21 protein-coding genes are annotated in these 17,743 nt (G+C 43.5%); 6 read left to right on the forward strand and 15 right to left on the reverse strand.

What is annotated here, in order from left to right:
- Positions 1-95: 95 nt before the first annotated feature.
- The 3 genes from murB to IGI92_RS12855 all read right to left on the reverse strand — a co-directional run bounded on the left by murB (position 96) and on the right by IGI92_RS12855 (position 1,738).
- Positions 96-980: a UDP-N-acetylmuramate dehydrogenase gene (murB, locus tag IGI92_RS12845; protein WP_370447898.1), complete on the reverse strand. Its 885-nt coding sequence runs from the start codon at positions 978-980 to the stop codon at positions 96-98.
- A gap of 138 nt (positions 981-1,118) precedes the next feature.
- Positions 1,119-1,469: a type II toxin-antitoxin system PemK/MazF family toxin gene (locus IGI92_RS12850; protein ID WP_016621609.1), complete on the reverse strand. Its 351-nt coding sequence runs from the start codon at positions 1,467-1,469 to the stop codon at positions 1,119-1,121.
- The gene (locus IGI92_RS12855) at positions 1,463-1,738 is read right to left on the reverse strand and encodes an AbrB/MazE/SpoVT family DNA-binding domain-containing protein (RefSeq protein ID WP_005234145.1); all 276 of its coding nucleotides are present in this window, start codon (positions 1,736-1,738) and stop codon (positions 1,463-1,465) included. The genes IGI92_RS12850 and IGI92_RS12855 overlap by 7 nt, the downstream gene beginning before the upstream one ends.
- Positions 1,739-1,952: 214 nt before the next feature.
- On the opposite strand from IGI92_RS12855, the gene IGI92_RS12860 reads away from it, so the two are divergent.
- Both IGI92_RS12860 and IGI92_RS12865 read left to right on the forward strand, forming a co-directional pair.
- Complete coding sequence (locus tag IGI92_RS12860; RefSeq protein ID WP_301388261.1) at positions 1,953-2,705, forward strand: exodeoxyribonuclease III; 753 nt, start codon at positions 1,953-1,955, stop codon at positions 2,703-2,705.
- A gap of 84 nt (positions 2,706-2,789) precedes the next feature.
- Entirely contained in the window at positions 2,790-3,323 is a 534-nt protein-coding gene (locus tag IGI92_RS12865; protein ID WP_005234143.1) for a 3'-5' exonuclease, read from the forward strand.
- 75 nt (positions 3,324-3,398) lie between these two features.
- On the opposite strand, the gene IGI92_RS12870 is transcribed toward IGI92_RS12865, so the two are convergent.
- From IGI92_RS12870 to IGI92_RS12890, 5 genes are all read right to left on the reverse strand, one after another.
- Positions 3,399-3,914, reverse strand: a complete 516-nt coding sequence (locus tag IGI92_RS12870; RefSeq protein ID WP_301388258.1) for a GNAT family N-acetyltransferase — start codon at positions 3,912-3,914, stop codon at positions 3,399-3,401.
- A gap of 16 nt (positions 3,915-3,930) precedes the next feature.
- A complete protein-coding gene (locus IGI92_RS12875; RefSeq protein ID WP_008380704.1) occupies positions 3,931-4,455 on the reverse strand; it encodes a GNAT family N-acetyltransferase in 525 nt (174 codons plus the stop codon).
- The gene (gene tsaE / locus IGI92_RS12880) at positions 4,448-4,921 is read right to left on the reverse strand and encodes a tRNA (adenosine(37)-N6)-threonylcarbamoyltransferase complex ATPase subunit type 1 TsaE (protein WP_101699304.1); all 474 of its coding nucleotides are present in this window, start codon (positions 4,919-4,921) and stop codon (positions 4,448-4,450) included. Before tsaE ends, IGI92_RS12875 begins: the two co-directional genes overlap by 8 nt.
- A gap of 215 nt (positions 4,922-5,136) precedes the next feature.
- Complete coding sequence (gene pta / locus IGI92_RS12885; RefSeq protein WP_008380699.1) at positions 5,137-6,120, reverse strand: phosphate acetyltransferase; 984 nt, start codon at positions 6,118-6,120, stop codon at positions 5,137-5,139.
- 141 nt (positions 6,121-6,261) lie between these two features.
- The gene (locus IGI92_RS12890) at positions 6,262-6,951 is read right to left on the reverse strand and encodes a uracil-DNA glycosylase (RefSeq protein WP_005234138.1); all 690 of its coding nucleotides are present in this window, start codon (positions 6,949-6,951) and stop codon (positions 6,262-6,264) included.
- Positions 6,952-7,083: 132 nt separating this feature from the next.
- On the opposite strand from IGI92_RS12890, the gene IGI92_RS12895 reads away from it, so the two are divergent.
- On the forward strand, positions 7,084-7,953 hold the full coding sequence (locus tag IGI92_RS12895) for a Cof-type HAD-IIB family hydrolase (protein ID WP_016612723.1): 870 nt from the start codon (positions 7,084-7,086) through the stop codon (positions 7,951-7,953).
- A 39-nt stretch (positions 7,954-7,992) separates the two neighbouring features.
- The gene (locus IGI92_RS12900) at positions 7,993-8,514 is read left to right on the forward strand and encodes an LURP-one-related/scramblase family protein (RefSeq protein ID WP_005228514.1); all 522 of its coding nucleotides are present in this window, start codon (positions 7,993-7,995) and stop codon (positions 8,512-8,514) included.
- 4 nt (positions 8,515-8,518) lie between these two features.
- On the opposite strand, the gene IGI92_RS12905 is transcribed toward IGI92_RS12900, so the two are convergent.
- On the reverse strand, positions 8,519-9,085 hold the full coding sequence (locus tag IGI92_RS12905; protein ID WP_005234129.1) for a GNAT family N-acetyltransferase: 567 nt from the start codon (positions 9,083-9,085) through the stop codon (positions 8,519-8,521).
- Positions 9,086-9,178: 93 nt separating this feature from the next.
- Entirely contained in the window at positions 9,179-9,556 is a 378-nt protein-coding gene (gloA2, locus tag IGI92_RS12910) for an SMU1112c/YaeR family gloxylase I-like metalloprotein (RefSeq protein WP_005234127.1), read from the reverse strand.
- 135 nt (positions 9,557-9,691) lie between these two features.
- On the opposite strand from gloA2, the gene nrdI reads away from it, so the two are divergent.
- Together nrdI and IGI92_RS12920 are read left to right on the forward strand one after the other, a co-directional pair.
- The gene (nrdI, locus tag IGI92_RS12915; RefSeq protein ID WP_005228511.1) at positions 9,692-10,141 is read left to right on the forward strand and encodes a class Ib ribonucleoside-diphosphate reductase assembly flavoprotein NrdI; all 450 of its coding nucleotides are present in this window, start codon (positions 9,692-9,694) and stop codon (positions 10,139-10,141) included.
- Between the two features lie 41 nt (positions 10,142-10,182).
- Positions 10,183-11,832 carry a MutS-related protein gene (locus IGI92_RS12920; protein ID WP_301388252.1) on the forward strand — a complete coding sequence of 550 codons (1,650 nt, stop codon included), beginning with the start codon at positions 10,183-10,185 and terminating at the stop codon, positions 11,830-11,832.
- Between the two features lie 67 nt (positions 11,833-11,899).
- Here the strand turns inward: IGI92_RS12920 and IGI92_RS12925 are convergent, their stop codons facing one another.
- The 5 genes from IGI92_RS12925 to IGI92_RS12945 form a co-directional block, all read right to left on the reverse strand.
- Positions 11,900-13,720: an LTA synthase family protein gene (locus IGI92_RS12925; RefSeq protein ID WP_016621616.1), complete on the reverse strand. Its 1,821-nt coding sequence runs from the start codon at positions 13,718-13,720 to the stop codon at positions 11,900-11,902.
- Positions 13,721-13,912: 192 nt separating this feature from the next.
- A complete protein-coding gene (gene nadE, locus IGI92_RS12930; protein ID WP_016612726.1) occupies positions 13,913-14,737 on the reverse strand; it encodes an ammonia-dependent NAD(+) synthetase in 825 nt (274 codons plus the stop codon).
- A 62-nt stretch (positions 14,738-14,799) separates the two neighbouring features.
- Positions 14,800-16,266, reverse strand: coding sequence for a nicotinate phosphoribosyltransferase (locus IGI92_RS12935; protein ID WP_005234120.1), 1,467 nt, complete (start codon positions 16,264-16,266; stop codon positions 14,800-14,802).
- 245 nt (positions 16,267-16,511) lie between these two features.
- Positions 16,512-16,868 carry a DUF1827 family protein gene (locus IGI92_RS12940; RefSeq protein ID WP_139960257.1) on the reverse strand — a complete coding sequence of 119 codons (357 nt, stop codon included), beginning with the start codon at positions 16,866-16,868 and terminating at the stop codon, positions 16,512-16,514.
- Positions 16,855-17,736 carry an HAD-IIB family hydrolase gene (locus IGI92_RS12945; protein ID WP_005234118.1) on the reverse strand — a complete coding sequence of 294 codons (882 nt, stop codon included), beginning with the start codon at positions 17,734-17,736 and terminating at the stop codon, positions 16,855-16,857. Before IGI92_RS12945 ends, IGI92_RS12940 begins: the two co-directional genes overlap by 14 nt.
- Positions 17,737-17,743: the final 7 nt, after the last annotated feature.

Consider the following 17,743-nt stretch of genomic DNA (forward strand, 5'->3'; position numbering starts at 1 on the left):
ATTGTACCGAAGACTGCGAAAGCTTACAATCCTAAGCTCTTTTTATTAGCTCTCATGAAAAAAAGATTGCCCCGCGGGACAATCTTTTCGCTAATCTATTCTTCGCCGATGATTCGGACTTCTGTTTCTAAGGTGACATCAAAGGTTTCTTTGATGACTTGTTGGATATGAGCGATCAGTTCAACGTAATCCGTGGCTGTTGCTTGATCGACATTCACGATAAAGCCCGCATGTTTTTCCGAAATTTGGGCACCGCCCCATTTCAATCCTTGTAAGCCTGCATCTTGGATCAGCTTGCCGGTAAAATGACCGACTGGACGTTTGAAGACACTCCCACAAGAGGGGTATTCTAGCGGTTGCTTCAATTGCCGCAATTCTGTCAGTTCATCCATCCGCTTTTTGATTTGCTCTTGATCGCCTTTTGCTAAATCAAAGCGACTGCTCAAAATGATCATCTTTTGCTCTTGCAATTTGCTATGGCGATAAGCAAATTCCATTTCTTCCTTGGTATAAGTCACGATTTGACCATTAGCCAGCAAAACGTCGCAGGACGCAAAAACATCTTGGATCTCGCCATCATAGGCGCCTGCATTCATAAAGACGGCACCGCCGACACTGCCGGGAATCCCGCAGGCAAATTCAAAACCAGTCAACGATTCATGCAAAGCGACATAGGTGGTATCGATCAACTTTGCTCCAGCATCGACGATCAAAGAAGTGCCGTCCACCACGATTTGGTTCATTTCTGATAGCATGATCACCACGCCACGAATACCACCATCACGGACGATCAAGTTGCTGGCATTTCCTAAGACGATCCAAGGAATCGCTTGTTCTCGGCAATAATCAAGCAGCTGTTTAGCCTCTTCCGCTGTTTTGGGAAAAGCCAAAATGTCTGCCGGTCCACCAGTTTTTGTATACGTATAGTTCAATAAGGGTTCATCTTTTAATAAGGCAATTTCAGGGAATTGCGCAATCATCAAGTCTTTATTCACGAGAAGGTTTCCTTTCACAATAAACATCTCACTTATTTTAGCATGTTCAAGGAAAAGTTGCTACCTCTGGTGAATCAAAGAAAAGCTTAATAATCGAATGACCTGATTAATAAAGAGTAAGCTTCAAAAAAAGTGTTTTGTTATTTCAGATAATCGTTCTTTCATCTCCGTTGTGACTTTATCGACTACTTCTAAGTTGCTGCGATGCAAGAGGTCCACACTGCGAATATGCTGACAAAGAATCGTCCCTTGAACTTTACTCTTTTGTGTTTCGGTAACTGTTTGAAACGCATTCGATCGAGCGAATTTTTCTTCTACATATTTTTTTGAGCTACTGATTGGCATCACTAAGACGGTATTGAAACTCTTGTTATAATAATCATTACTAACCACCACACACGGTCTTTTTTTTGCCATTTCATTTCCTTTGGTGGGATTTAAGTCAATAAAAAGAATATCTCCTTGTCTTACCATTCAATATTCTCCTCACCTAAATCTTCTCCAAAAAACATCTCACCTGTATCAAATTTCCCCGTTTCTTCTACGATCGCTAATTCTTGTTTCCAAAAATCTTCAAAGGAAGGTGCTGCTTTTTCGCCTGTTACCTTGATCTCGCCTTCTGGAGTAAATTCAAAAATTACCCGCTGATTCTCTTTTAAGCCTAACTTTTGCCGCACACTTTTTGGAATAGTTATTTGATTTTTCGAAGTCATTTTCGCTGAAACTTGCGCTTTGATCGTCATGTGAACTGCCCCCTTTTCAAAACGATTGTAACATAAAACGTAAGGAAAAGTAAGGATTTATTAATCCTTTTTCGTACCACAAACGAATTTTCTCTAGCATCCAAATTTAATCCTCATTCTTCCTCCTTATTTTCCTCATTCCGCTCACTTGCTTTGCGCTTCTGGCTTTTTTAGGTAAAATGGGAGGCGTAGTGGAAAATAAGGAGGAGTCTCAATGAAATTTATTTCTTGGAATGTGAATGGTTTACGGGCCATCGTTAAAAAAAATTTTTCTGAAGTGTTTGAAGCCCTCGATGCTGATTTCTTTTGTTTACAAGAAACAAAGCTGCAAGAAGGTCAGATTGAATTGGATTTACCAGGCTATCATCAATACTGGAATTATGCGGAGAAGAAAGGCTATTCCGGCACGGCGATTTTCGCAAAAGAACCTGCGCTATCCGTCCGTTATGGATTAGGAATCGAAGAACATGATACGGAAGGTCGCGTCATCACACTAGAGTATCCTGAATTTTTCTTGATTACTTGCTACACACCGAATTCTCAAAATGAATTGCGCCGCTTAGATTATCGCATGACTTGGGAAGATGCCTTTTTGGCTTACTTGACTGAATTGAAACAACAAAAGCCAGTGATTCTCTGTGGTGATTTGAATGTTGCCCATAAGAATATCGATATCAAAAACTGGAAAACCAATCAAAAAAATGCTGGGTTTACACCTGAAGAACGGGAAAAGTTTTCGACTCTTTTGACTGCTGGCTTTACCGATACGTTCCGTTATTTCTATCCAGATGCAGAAGGCATTTATTCTTGGTGGAGCTACCGTTTCAACGCTCGCAAAAACAATGCCGGCTGGCGCATCGATTACTTTGTCGTTTCGGATGACTTAAATGAGCGCTTGCTAGATGCCAAGATCCATACAGATATCATCGGCAGTGACCATTGCCCGGTGGAACTGGATCTCAAATAACCGTAAGAAAACTTCAGTTTTTCTTAACGTTTGTTCGCTTTTCATTCTTTGATTTTGTGCTAGAATGGCAATGAGGTGAGTCTGATGAATTTTATCGCAATGGACTTTGAAACAGCAAATTATCAAAAGCATAGTGCCTGTTCCCTTGCACTAGTCATGGTACAAGATAGCAAAATCGTGGGCGAATATTACACATTGATCCAACCGGAAACGGAATTTTTTTGGAAAAACATTCAAATTCATGGCATTCGTCCAGAAGATGTGCAAGAAGCGCCTAAGTTTCCTGACGTATGGAAACAAATCCAACAATATTATCAATTAAACAGTCTGATTGTTGCGCATAATGCTGGTTTTGATACCGGCGTTTTGGCGGGGTGTCTTGACTATTATGGGTTGTCACAACCAAACTATCTTTCCTTGTGCACGGTACGAACAAGCCGCAAACTGTATCCAGAATTTACGAACCACAAATTAAATACGGTTTGTGAGCAATTGCAGATTCCTTTACTAAACCACCATGATGCCTTGGAAGATAGCCGGGCATGTGCCCAAATCTTATTGCGTCAAGAAGAAGAATTTGGCATCGATCCATTAAAAAAAATGGTTTTAGTCAAATAAATAAGAACGTGCGTCCTAAAGTCAGCATTGCGCTAGACTTTAGGACGCACGTTTTCATTTAAGGAAGGAATCATTTTAAGTTAGATCGATCCAATAATGACAGATTACAGCGCCATCTTCAGGATCAATGGCTTTTTCGGTTAGTTTACCTCCGTTATTTTCAATGACTTTGGCGGAAGCACGATTGGCTTCTTTACAGGTTACTAACACGTTTTTCAAGCCAAATTGTTTGGCCTTTACCAATGACTGTGCCAGCATTGCCGAGCCGATGCCTTGCTTTCGATGGTCTGGGTGCACCGAATACCCGATGTGTCCGCCAATTTGGCGCAAATACGCATTAAGTGTCAGACGCAGATTCAAGAGACCGACCACTTTTTGATCTTGGATAGCCAGATAGGTACGGGCGGGGACGAATCCTTCTGGTACCGTTTCAGCTGTTTTAAAATCCGCCAATCCCTCTAGCCAGTCTTTGGCTGTCGGACTTTCTACAAGTCCTGCCCCACCGTGGATGACTTCTTGATTCTTCTCAAACGCTTGCCGATACGCTTCGATTTGATCGCAGTCTGCGATCGTCGGTTCCCGAAACTCCATTTCCTTCACTCCTTTTTTATGATTCAAAAAGACGTGCCATCATCAAGACGTCAACTTTTTGCCCCTCGCGGGTTTGCACTGCTTCTTTCATGCAGCCTTCTGTTAAAAAACCAAATTTTTGATACAGATGGATCGCTCGTAGATTTCTCGCTTGGACGGTCAACTCGATGCGGGTCAATTCGCCAACTTCTACTACCCAGTCCAGTAATTCTTCAATCAGGAGCGAACCTAAACCCAAGCCCCAATAGTCTTTTAAAATCGAGATACCGATCTCCCCGACATGGGCTAATTGCCACTCTTCGTTGCCTTTGACTGATGCCATGGCGATCAATTGTTCTTGATCAAATGCCAACAACAGCAAATAGTCCTCCCGTTCATAGATAGCATCCAGCTGTTCTGCCAATAGGGCTTCTGGCAACGCCAAGCCGCTTTCGTCCATTAAGAGAAAATCCGTTTCTTCTCCTAGCTGTTGACTGACTGCTAACACGGCTTTCGCATCAGCACCCGTGGCTTCTTTGATCTGTAATTGGATCTCACTCATGGGCTGCCTGCCATTTGGTTGTGATCCGTTGCAAAAAGGCGGTTGCTTTGGAGCCATATGCATGACATTTCACAAGACGTTTTTGTTCATCTGTATCATCTTTTTCCAAAATCAGTTCTAAATAATCCTCTGGCAGGGAGGCTTCTAAGAGGTTGCCCCACTCGATCACACACAAGCCATCTCCTTCGAAATAATCATCCAGTCCTAAATCTTCTGCACCGTATTCCACCCGATAGACATCCATATGGTACAGGGGTAGCCGCCCATTGGTATATTCACGAATGATCGTATAGGTCGGACTTTTGATCAGTTGCTCGATCCCTAACCCCAAGGCGATGCCTTTCGTCAATGTTGTTTTGCCAGCACCCAAGTCGCCCGTCAATACCAGATTATCCCCTGGCTCGGCTACTTCTCCAATGATTTTTGCAAATGCTGCGGTTGCTTCTAAGTCGTTAATGGTAAACATAGTCCCCATCCTTTGATCAATCTAATTTACTAGTTGCTAGTATAGCTTGTTTTTCAAGGAATTGTAAAGAAGGAGCTTAAGGAAAATTTCCCGACGACCACTGGATCGTTGATTCATACGGACGCCCCCTGCTTTGCTGCCCTCAACTTTCCAAAAGCAAAACAAAAAACTGACCCTCAACGGATCAGTTTTTCATAAGTGCAGCGATTGGCTGCTTATTTTTCCATTAATGTTTGTGCCGCAGTAATGATTGATAATTTGTAGACATCTTCTTCATTTGAACCACGAGACAAATCAGAGATTGGTTTGTTCAACCCTTGTAAGATTGGTCCAATCGCTTCAAAGTTACCGAAACGTTGGGCGATCTTGTAGCCAATGTTTCCTGATTGTAAATCGGGGAAAACAAAGACGGTTGCTTTACCTGCTACTTCAGATTCAGGAGCTTTCAATTGCGCAACTGCTGAGATATACGCAGCATCGAATTGCAATTCTCCATCGATTTGATATTCTGGTGCCAATTCTTTGGCGATTTTTGTTGCTTCAACGACTTTATCTACTTCCGGTGCTTTCGCAGAACCTTTCGTTGAGAAGCTTAACATAGCAACTTTTGGATCGATTTCAAATAATTCAGCGGTTTTCGCTGAGTCAACAGCGATTTCTGCTAGTTCTTGTGCATTTGGGTTTACATTGATGGCACAGTCTGAGAACAAGTATTTTTCTTGGTCACGACCACGAACCATTAAGAAAGCACCACTTGTACGGCTCACACCTGGTTTTGTTTTGATGATTTGTAAAGCGGGTCTTACTGTATCACCCGTAGAATGGATCGCTCCGGAAACCATTCCTTCAGTAATGCCCATGTAAGTCAACATTGTACCGAAATAGTTGACATCTTTTAAGATTTCTTCTGCTTGTTCTTTCGTTGCTTTGCCGTTGCGGCGTTCCACAAAAGCTTCAACCATTTCATCCCAACGATCATAATTTTCAGGATCTAAAATTTCAAAGTTTGATACGTTGATTCCGCGAGCTTCTGCTGCTTTTTCGATTTCAACCGGGTTACCGATCAAAACGGGTTCAATCAATTCTTCTGAACGTAGACGGCTAGCAGCACCTAAGATACGAGGATCTGTTGCTTCTGGAAAAACGATTTTGATATGACGACGCACGATTTTAAATTTTAAACTTTCGAATAATTCCACGGGTAAAGACCTCCAGTTTTTTTATACCCTTCCATTGTACAATAACTGCGAAAAAAAGAACAGATAAAAATCCTGTATTAGTCGATTATTTTAAATATCGTTACCTTTTTCACAAAAACACCAGTTCTAAATAACACAGTTTTACAACTGTGTTATTTTTTCCGGTAACGCCCAAGAAATCGGTTCTTCCCCTAATGCAAGCAACGCTTGATTGATCTTAGAAAAAGGCTTTGAACCAAAGAATCCTCGATGTGCCGACAACGGACTTGGATGAGGCGCTGTTATAATAATATGTTTGCTGGTATCTAGTAAAGCGGCTTTCTTTTGAGCGGGTTTGCCCCAAAGCACAAAAATGACCGGTTTTTCTCGTTGATTCAATTTTTCGATAATCGTATCTGTCAGCTGCTCCCAGCCATGCCCGTGATGTGAATAGGCTTGTCCCTCACGTACCGTCAATACGGTATTCAACAATAAGACCCCTTGCTGCGCCCATGGCACAAGATAGCCATGGGACACAGGTGCAATCCCTAAGTCATCGGCTAATTCCTTGTAAATATTGCGTAAGGAAGGCGGTATTTTGACCCCCGGCTGCACGGAAAACGACAGTCCGTGGGCTTGGTGAGGGCCATGATAAGGATCTTGACCTAAGATGACAACTTTTACGTCATGGTATGGTGTCAGTTTAAGTGCTTCATAAATATGATCCATCGCTGGATGGATCTTTTGCTGGGCATATTCTTGTTTCAAGAAAGCCCGTAGTTGTTGGTAATAGGGTTGCTCAAATGATTCCTGCAATTGTTCTTGCCAATCATTGTCCAATAGTCGTTTCATGGCGAATCTCCTTTGTTTTCTTCTAGGATAACAAATCCCTCCCCTTAGAAACAAGAATTACTCTTCGAAAGAAAAAAAATCCGTGATTTATGGTACACTATTTGTAGAAACGATTAAGAAAGGACGCTGACAATGATCAAATTAATTGCTTCTGATATGGATGGTACGCTTTTAAATGCCAGTATGCAGATTTCAGAAGAAAATATCCAAGCAATCAAATATGCCCAATCCAAAGGAATCGAATTTATGGTCGCAACTGGCCGTAACCGTAAAGAGGCATTGCCGCCGCTGCAAGAAGCCGGGATCGACTGTGCAATGATCACCTTGAATGGGGCCCAAGTCTATGACGAAGCGGGTAATTCATTATTTACTGTGCCGATCAGCCATGAACAAACTCGTTCGTTGATCGACCTACTAAAAGAAAACGACATCTATTTTGAGGTCTCAACGAGCAATGGGATCTATTCGGAAAGTCAGACACGTCGGATCGAAAATTTTGCGATCCATACGGCAGAAGCAATGCCCCATCTCACTCATAAGATGGCGATTGCTATGACAGCTGCCCGTTTAGAATTTTTACCGATCAATTATGTCGATGATTTCAGTGAGTTGTTTTCGATCGAAGAATTAGAATTTTTGAAAGTGATCTGCTTCCATCAAGATGGTGCGCGGGTATTGGGTCCTATCACGAAAATCATCGATGGGTACGGCGATTTAGTGGTGACTTCTTCTGGACAAAACAATATTGAGATCAACCACCGAAACGCGCAAAAAGGAATCGCAGTGGCACATGTCGCCAAAGATCGGATGATCTCACTGGCGGAAGTGATGACGATCGGTGACAACTTAAATGATGTAAGTATGCTGCAACTGGCAGGCGTTAGTTTTGCAATGGGAAATGGCGAGTTAGAGGTAAAAGAAGTCGCGAAGTATTTGACGGACACCAATATTGAGGCTGGTGTCGGCAAAGCAATCGTTCGGGCAATTGATGAAAATCTTTAAACCACGCAGCTTTTTGGGGATACATGAGGAGGCGTAAGTATGTCAGAATTTTTCATCCAAGATAGGCAACTTAGCAGAGTCACACGAACCATTGTCAAAGATGAAACAGGCAAATCACTATTTTTGATGGTGGGACGTTGGGGAACCAAGGGCGATGCCCTCTCCCTTTACCGTTTAAATGGGCAAATGGTCGCTAGTATCAAACAAATCAGCTTTACTTTTGGTACACGCTTTGAGATCTACAAAGACTTTGAGAAAGTCGGTACACTGCAAAAAATCTTTAACTGGCCAGGTGATTTCTACTATATCCAGCAGCTTCACTGGGCGGTCCACGGCGATATCTATAATCATCGCTATGGGATCCATCATTTCAATAAAAAGATTATGGAGATGGACAAAGCGACCTTGTTGACGGGGGATTATTATGTACTGGATGTTGTCGATGACCGGGATGCGCCGGTCTGCATCTGTATTGCGGCCGTCATGGATTACTGGCTGTACAATCGGCACCGCAAAAAAGACCATCCTCTTGAGCTTCGACTAACAAATGGAACCAGCTGAAAAATCAGCTGGTTCTTTTTTGCATATGGTCGTAAAGATGGCCACTGATCTCTCTTTGGGCCACGACTTCAAATCCGTGCTTTTCATAGAGCCGCTTCGCATGGGGATTTGCTCGGTCAACACTCAAGCCGATCACCTCATAACCATCTCTAGAAGCAATTTTCGGCAATGCTTCTAACAAGGCTGAGCCGACGCCTTTGCCCCGAAATTTCTCAGCCACACAGATGGTATCTAAGTACCATTCATTTGGTAAAGTCTCTTCATCGATAAACAGCTTCATGTCTTTACTCAAACCGTACTGTTCCAGCACTTTATCTAGAGGCTGATCGATCGTCGCCTCTTCTTTGTCTGGATATCCAAAGGCGACGCCAGCAACTTCTCCGTCGATCTCATTGACTAGCGCACGGCGAAAGCCGTAACGATAATCGGGTTCTAGCATGGCATCTGCCAATATCTCTAAGGTCTTGGCTTCTCCGATCTCTTTGACAAACGGCAATTCCATGTCCTTTAAAATGACTAAAACGAGTTCAGCCATGACAAAACGATCTTCTTCTTTTGCAAATCTTATCACGTTTTTTCCTCCTTGCTTCTATACATAGAATAACAATTCTCTCAAGAAAAACCAAGTTGAATCGACAAAGGATCAACACAAAGTCTTCCTTGTTTATTCATGTAATTCCAACGGCAAGCCGTCTGGATCTTGGAAAAAGGTCATCTTCTTATTGGTGAAGGTATCAAAACGAATCGGTTCGCACACAATCCCTTTAGTGGCTAACTCCGCTACGACTGCTTCAATATTTTCCACCGCAAAGGCCAAATGTCGCAAGCCGGCTGCTTCGGGAAAACTTGGTCTTGCTGGTGGGTTTTCCACCACAAACAGTTCTATTTCTGATTCCCCAAAGCGCAAGTCGATTTTTACATCTTTCTTTTCTGGGCGCGCATGTTCACGAATCACTTCAAAGCCTAATTTTTCTACATAAAACTCTTTGGTCTGTTGGTAATTACTAGCGATGATCGCCACATGATGCATTTTTGAAAACATTATTGCCACTCCTTTGTATTGGACTCCTCTCTCAGTTTAAAGCCTTTGGCTGCATTTTACTAGAAAAGACTGCCGAAGTTCTCCTCTTTTCATAAATGGTTTCTGTTATACTAGAAAGCGGAAGGTGATGAAAAAATGAAACTACTTTATATTTCAATCTCTGGAAATACCCGTGCATTCGTCAACCGCTTGTTGGCCTATGCAGATCAGCAAGACACACCGAGCACTTGGGAAGCCAAAGAAATTCATGACAATAGTGTCTTTGAACAAGAAGACGAACCTTATGTGGTTTTTGTCCCTACCTATTTAGAAGGTGGAAACGGCGTCGATAACGGCGATCAGGAGATCCTTACAGAAACCATGCGGGAATACATTGACTATGAAAACAACGCCGCTCTTTGCTTAGGCGTGATCGGCAGCGGCAACAAAAACTTTAATTATCAATATTGCTTGACCGCAAAGCAATATGCGGAACAATTTTCGATTCCGTTCTTAGCGGATTTCGAGCTGCGAGGCACGACCCAAGATATTGAACGGATCTATGCTTGTTTAAAAGAAATCGATCCTGCCCACAGCAACACTTAGCTTTAGCCAGCATTCATTAGCCATTAGGAGGACTTTTGCATATGGAACCACAAACGATGGTCATTTTGATCATACTCGCCAGCATTCTCATCTTGACCGCACTAGATATCTGGAATCGATACAAAGTACGTCGTTACGTTCGGCTTGCTTGGGGAAAACTTCCCCGTCAGCCCCGCTTTGATAAAGAAGCGAGTTTGAAAAAAGCTTGGCTGACTGAGAAGAAGTTTCACGATTTTGATAGCGAGGTCGATGACATCACTTGGTATGACTTGGATGGCTTTTCGTTGTTTGAGTCCATTAATCTGACGTTTTCCAGTGTTGGTTCAGAAGCGTTGTACCAGCAATTACGCAATTTCCACTTCAAGCCGGACAAACAGCTGACCAAATTGATCGACTTTTTTGCTGCTGACAGTGCCGCACGCGAACAATCCCAATATACGTTTGCTCGTTTAGGAAAACAAGATGATAATTTTTCGAAAGCCTACTTGGCCAATGAAGCGGCGCAATCGATCGGTTCTCTGCCGTTCTTTGTCTTTTTAGGTGTGCTGCCATTAGTCGGCATCTTGCTGCTCCTGCTGGGGATTGTCCAAGGCCTCCTGTTGACGTTGATTAGTGTCGTTTTCAATACGATCTATTACTCCATCAAAAAAGCCAAGCTGGAAACAGAACTGAACAGCATGCGCTATTTGGTTCAAACGATTGCCTGTGGCAGTCAGATCGCTAAAATCAACACGCCCCTCCAAGATGAGCTCAAACAATCCTTGGCACCATTAAAGAAGATCACTCGTTTCGCTTTCTCGTTTCGTGCCAAAAACGGCAGCGAAGGAGACATGTTGTTTGAATACATCAATATCATTTTTATGCTGCCGTTTATTTCCTATCAAACGGTCACCAATACTCTGGCCAAACACCAACAAGCAGCCATCGATCTGTGGAATTTGCTGGGAAAATTGGAAGTCGCAGCCGCCATTTTAAATTTTCGCACGTATATGCCCATCACTTGCCTTCCGACCTTCCAAACAAGCGGAGGTGTGCAAGCAACGGGTACATATCACCCGCTTCTAAGTGAAGCAGTCATGAATGATGTCACTTGGCCCCACAATACCCTTGTAACTGGCTCCAATGCCTCAGGCAAATCGACATATGTCAAAAGTGTCGCCATCAACTGTATTTTGGCACAAACCATCCAGACAGCAGTAGCTGAAACCTTTACGATGGTTCCTGGTCACGTCATTACCTCGATGGCTGTCGAAGATGATCTATTTGAAGGCGACAGCTATTTCGTGGCGGAGATCAAATCCATCAAACGCCTGCTAGATACCGTTGCCACGAAACAGCGCTGCTATTGTTTTGTTGATGAGATTTTAAAAGGAACCAATACGGTGGAACGAATCGCTTCTTCTGCTAGCATCATCCATTGGTTGCGAGCCTACCCATCATTGGCCTTTGTCGCTACCCATGATATTGAGCTGACTGAAATTTTGAAAAATGATTGCCGCAACATTCATTTTTCTGAACAAGTCACGGAAGATGACGGCATCTCCTTTGATTATAAGGTCAAATCCGGTCCTGCCTTGAGCCGCAACGCGATCGCCCTCTTAAAAGTCATGGGCTACCCTGAAACGATCGTTCAAGACGCCTACGCCGCCGCCAATGATTTTGATCAAAATCGTAAATGGCAGGAATTATAACTTCACACAAACAAAAGCGCCTTATCCCAGTGTCAGTCACAGGATAAGGCGCTATTTTATGTTTCATTTAGTCAAACAAACCAGTCGTTAAACTGTATTGCTCTCCTTGTAGCACATCATATTGGATCAAATTGTAGGCATCATAGATTTCTTGGGCTTCTTGATCCAACGCAAGAGTCGTCTGCCATTGTCCCTCTTGATAATATTGACCCAGTTCAAAAGCCGGCAACTCATCTTGCAAGCCCAACAACAACTGGTAAAACCCGCTGGTTGGTTGATCACTGGCTTCTAATAGGTTCGGCGCAAAATAAAAAGGACTTGTTACTGGTACATCTTCTGGCGCAAAATTCCCTTGCGAATCAACCATCAAAAATTCGGTTTCATGCAGGGCAGCCGTTTCATTTTGATCCTTGATCTCATCGGCATAAATGCCTGGTAAATGATCTCCCCAAAAGACGACCAACGTTCGCCGATCTAGCTGCTCTAATTCAGCCACAAAGTTTTTCAACGCTGTACTGCTATAAGAGATATCCTGTAGGTAGTTTTCCAAAGAAGCCATATTGCCCGGACCGCTCGCTTGGTAATTCAGCGTATCGTATTTGCCAGCATAAGGCATATGGGTCTGCATCGTCACTAAATGGACAAATTGCGGTTGCTGATCGTTTTCCAACAATGCCAGCACTTCTTTGTAGGCCGCCTCATCAGAGATGTAAGGATTATTTTCGATTTTGTCGGTATAGGTCATCGTATCTTGATCGATAAACTGTTCAAACCCCATCACCCCATAGACATCCTTGCGTTTGTACATTGATGTATCGTAAGGATGGATCGCCGTTGCCGTATACCCTGATTGTTCCAAGAAAGAAACCAAGGATGGCAGTTGCGTCAATTTCGGCACTAGCATCGTGTAAGGCGTTGTCATTTGCGGATTCAATAGGCCCATGGCAAAACCAGTCAACGCTTCAAATTCGATGTTTGCCGTACCGCCCCCATAATTTTGCGAAAGCATTTTTCCACTGATGGTTTGATCGGCGACGTGGTAATAGTCTTTCAACGGATCGCCGGTGATCGACAAGCCATTTAAATGGCTCGGGTCGGAAAAGCTCTCACTCATCACATAAACGATATTTGGTGCTTCACTTTCACGGTCTTGGTTTTTCTCCGCCGCCTGTGCATTGTAGGTATCCGCAATCGCTTGGATCGCTTCTTTTGAATACCCCTCAGGCTTCGTCATGGCATCTACCCGCAAGTTGTACAAAAACCCACCGATAAATCCCGTATTGTAATAGTTCATTTTTTGTGAATACGGAATCCAGAGCGCCGTCTGATTGTAGGCTTTGCGTAGAAGGTTGTTGCTGTCGTTGAAGTGTGAAACATAGACTAAGCCCAGCGAGCATACGACCAGCACTGCCCCTCGCATTACTTGTAAACGCCGGTTTAATTTGCGGCTGCGATAGATACTCCAGCCGATCGCCCCGATCGCCGCCAGAGCAAAGAGGATGGCTAAGAAAAACGCGCCATTGCCGATCATGGTTCGTAGAAGGTCGAATTGAGTGACCATCTTTAAATCATCAGGATAGATTGGTTCTTGGCGATAGACCATCTTCGTATGGTTGGCGTACCCTAAGATTCCGATGACGACACTATAAAAGATGCCCCCGATCAGTACTGAACCTGCCAAACTGGCAAACACCCCATACACCAGCAGTAGCACCCCACAAGCCAAGAAAAACTTTGCTGTATGCCACGAAAAGGCAAATTTCAAGGCTAATTCAACGGAAAGATTGTTTTGACACCATTGCAAATATAAATTACTGAAAATGATCAACAGGACGATGGCGATGCCTTTTAATGCGATCTTCAGATAAGGATGGCTATTTATTTTCACGAAGGAACATTCCTCCTTTTCTACACGTTCTAGGTACCCTCGTATTTTATGCTTTCAAGACAAGAAAGTAAAGCCAGGGCAAGAAGCTTTTGTTATTTTTAAAGAAAGCAACCCTCATAAAAAAAGAGTCTAAGGTTTCTTGCCCCCTAGACTCTTCTTTCTATCTGAATGGAACGGAATCACTGGTTTCGTTTATTTCCAAAAATCATCAAAAATCGTGACTGGCAAGTGGCGTTTGTGTTGCGTTTTGTTCCACCAGTTTTCAATGGTTTGTTGGGCTTCAGCCGCAATTTCCTTGCCTTCTAAATAGTCATCGATGTCGTTGTAGGTCACTCCTAAAGCTGCTTCATCTGCCACTAAAGGTTTGCCGTCTTCCAAGTCCGCAGTTGGGACTTTTGTATACAATGCTTCTGGTGCGCCTAAGTATTGCAAGAGTTGGCGGCCTTGGCGTTTGTTTAAACGAAACAGTGGTAAGATATCGGCACCGCCATCGCCGTATTTCGTAAAGAAGCCGGTGATATTTTCAGCAGCGTGATCCGTACCCAGAACAGCTCCTGCTTTTTCACCCGCAATGGCATATTGCGTAATCATCCGTTGACGGGCTTTGATATTGCCTTTATTAAAGTCAGAAACCGCTAAGCCTGCTTCTTCCACCGCTTGCACTTGGGCATCGACGGCGGCTTTGATGTTTACCCGCAGCTCAATATCTGGTTTGATAAATTCAATGGCTTTTTTGGCATCTTCTTCATCTGCTTGTTCCCCATAAGGTAAGCGTACCCCTATGAACTGATAGTTGGGATTCCCGGTTTCACTGCGCATTTCCTCCATCGTCAATTGCGCGATCCGGCCAGCTAATGTCGAATCTTGCCCACCACTGATCCCCAAGACAAACGTATGCAAGAACGAATTCTTTTGCAGATACGCCTTTAAAAAATCAATACTCTTACGAACTTCTTCTTTCGGGTCGATGGTCGGTAAGACTCCTAATTCTTTGATAATTTCTTGTTGCATGGTCATAGAAACGCCTCCTCTTATTTTTTGAAGCAGCTGACTGATCCTAGGACCAGCGCAGTTGCGGATTACAAAATCGCGCCATTGGTTTGTTTACGTACTTTTTCAATCGTCCGCATTTTATGATCCCAACATTCTTGCGAGAGATCGACTGGGTATTTCTGTGGATTCAAGTCACGTTTGTACTCATCCCAAAGGGAATCCAAGCAATTCGTCGCATAGGCTTTGACGTGTTCTAAGTCAGGCACTTGATACACTTGCTGGCCATCTACAAAGATGTCTTGCAACAATGGTCGCGCATCAAAGTTCGTCACTGTTTTGTTGATAAAAGTGTGAACAGGATGGAACATGAACAGTTCGTCTGCAGCTTGGGGATTTTCTTCCCATAGCGTGACATAATCGCCTTCGGACTTGCCGTCCGATTTACGGGTGATCCGCCAGACTTGTTTTTTTCCAGGGGTCGAAACCTTTTCGGCATTGCTGGATAATTTGATGGTGTCGATCATTTCTCCCTGCTCATTTTCGATGGCAACCAGTTTATAAACCGCGCCTAATGCCGGTTGATCGTAAGCGGTGATCAGCTTGGTGCCGACACCCCACACATCGATTTTCGCCTTTTGCATTTTCAAGCTTAAAATCGTATTTTCGTCTAGATCATTGGAAGCATAGACTTTGGCTTCCGTGAATCCCGCTTCATCCAGCTGTTCACGGACTTTTTTCGAGATATACGCCATATCGCCGCTGTCGATCCGCACACCTAAGAAATTGATTTTATCCCCCATCTCTTTGGCCACACGAATCGCATTTGGCACACCTAAACGCAATGTATCATAGGTATCGACTAAGAATACGCAATCTTTGTGGGTTTGGGCATATGCCATAAATGCATCATAGTCATTGCCGTAGGATTGCACGAGGGAATGGGCGTGGGTTCCGCTGGCTGGGATGCCAAAAATCTTCCCTGCCCGCACATTACTCGTCGCATCCGCTCCGCCAATATAGGCCGCTCGAGTCCCCCAAATGGCTGCATCCAATTCTTGTGCCCGCCGTGAACCAAATTCCAACAAGGGATCCGTGCCGATCACGGATTTGATGCGGGCAGCTTTCGTGGCGATCAAGGTTTGGAAATTGACCATATTTAGTAACGCCGTTTCGATCAGCTGCGCTTGTGCCAACGGCCCTTCTACTTGTATGATCGGTTCATTGTTGAAGACCAAATCGCCTTCTAACGCTGAACGAACGGTACAAGCAAACTTGAACTCTTTTAGATACTCTAAAAAGGCTTCTGGGTAGCCGCCGATTTCTCGCAAGTAGGCAATATCCGTTTCTGAAAAGGATAAATCGTTCAAATAATCGATCAATCGTTCCAGACCGGCAAAGATCGCATAGCCGTTTTCAAAAGGCATGTCACGGAAATAGCATTCAAACACCGCATTACGATCGGCTCTGCCTAACTCCCAATAGGTTTGCATCATGTTGATTTGGTAGAGATCAGTGTGTAGCGTCAAGCTGTCATCTTTAAATAATTTCTGCATGTTCTTACTCCCTCTAGCTTACTTCTTCTCATTATAGCAAAAAAAACACAAAAGACAGAAAATCTTGTTTTTTTCAAAAAAAAGTTGGGTTTTTGCCAGTACAAGGCAATCCATCTGAGAACAAATTGCTCAAAAGCATGGGTCAACCTCCTACTTATTGCGCATTATTTACGCGCTCGTATAAGGTCGCCCCTTTGTTCAACGTTTGATTGCTCTTGCAACGTGCATGTCCCAACTTCTTTCAACTAGTGTTCTTTCACAGGAAATTGAACAAGAATGACATCTTTTCTCGGTTTAGAAAAGGTGATGCCTCTTGCTTCCATTTCTTTACGAATATTGATATTGACGGTCACGTCTTTGCGATCGACCTTCAGCAAACGATGAATCGCTGTATCGACTTCTTCCCGACTGATTTTCTTTTTATTGTTGATCAATACTAAAGAAATCGTATCAAAACTATCCACATAGAGAATCTGCGTCCGATCAAGCGAATACAATTTATAGTATTTGATCGCTATTTTGTCGAATAGATACTTGGAGATGTTCGGGTAAAAAGTTTCCATATTTAGATTTTGGTTTACTGGGGTTTCAATCAACTTCATGCACAACATCCTCTCTCGAAACTAATTCTGTTAAAATAAAGCGGCCAACACCGCCGTCTTCCGCGCGCTCAATGGTTCGATCACAAACTGCTTTGATCGCTGGGCTGGCATTTGCTACAGCCAAAGAAACATCCACCGCTTCAAACATCGCAAGGTCATTTTCACCATCACCGATCCCGTAGCTTTTGGCAGCGGGAAAAGCTTCTAAAAAGCTACGGATCGCCGCACCTTTGGTCGCCAATGGATCAACGATTTCCAGTGTTTGGACAAAGGATTGAAAAATCGCTGCCGTTTCTGACTGGATCATCGCCCGCAGCCGTTCTCTTTTTTCGTCTGACGCTTCCATCAGTTCGATTTTGATGACCTTTATCTCTGGATGTTCCTTCATAAACTGCAACACGTCGTCTTTATGAAGGCATTCGTTGTAGAAGAACTCGTATTTGTAGTCAGCGATGATTTGCCCTCGCTCCCCTAACTCCGCGAGTAACTGCTTACGGCTTTCTTGAAATTGCGCTTCATACAAATGCGCTTGTGGGGAAATGATGCCATGGTCAGTATGTAAGAAATAAAAAACCGCTTCTGTCTCTAAGATACCAATCACTTGTGCCAATGTCTTATAGGGTAAGGTATGCGTCAAAACAGGCGCTTCTCCTTTTATCATCAGACCGGCGCCGTTTCCGAAAATCACATCGCAGGAAAGGCCTTCTTCCGCCATCATATCTTGAACAAGCTCAAATCCTCGCCCTGTGACAAACACAAAGTGATCCCCTTGGGCTTGTAAACAACGGATGGCTTCTTTATTGATCTCATGAATCGGGTGCCCCATTTCTTGAAACGTCCCATCAATATCAGAAAAAACTATTTGCATCTTATCT

The organism is Enterococcus sp. DIV2379 (genome assembly GCF_050542965.1).
In the GTDB taxonomy this organism is placed as follows: Bacteria; Bacillota; Bacilli; order Lactobacillales; family Enterococcaceae; genus Enterococcus_D; species Enterococcus_D entomosocium.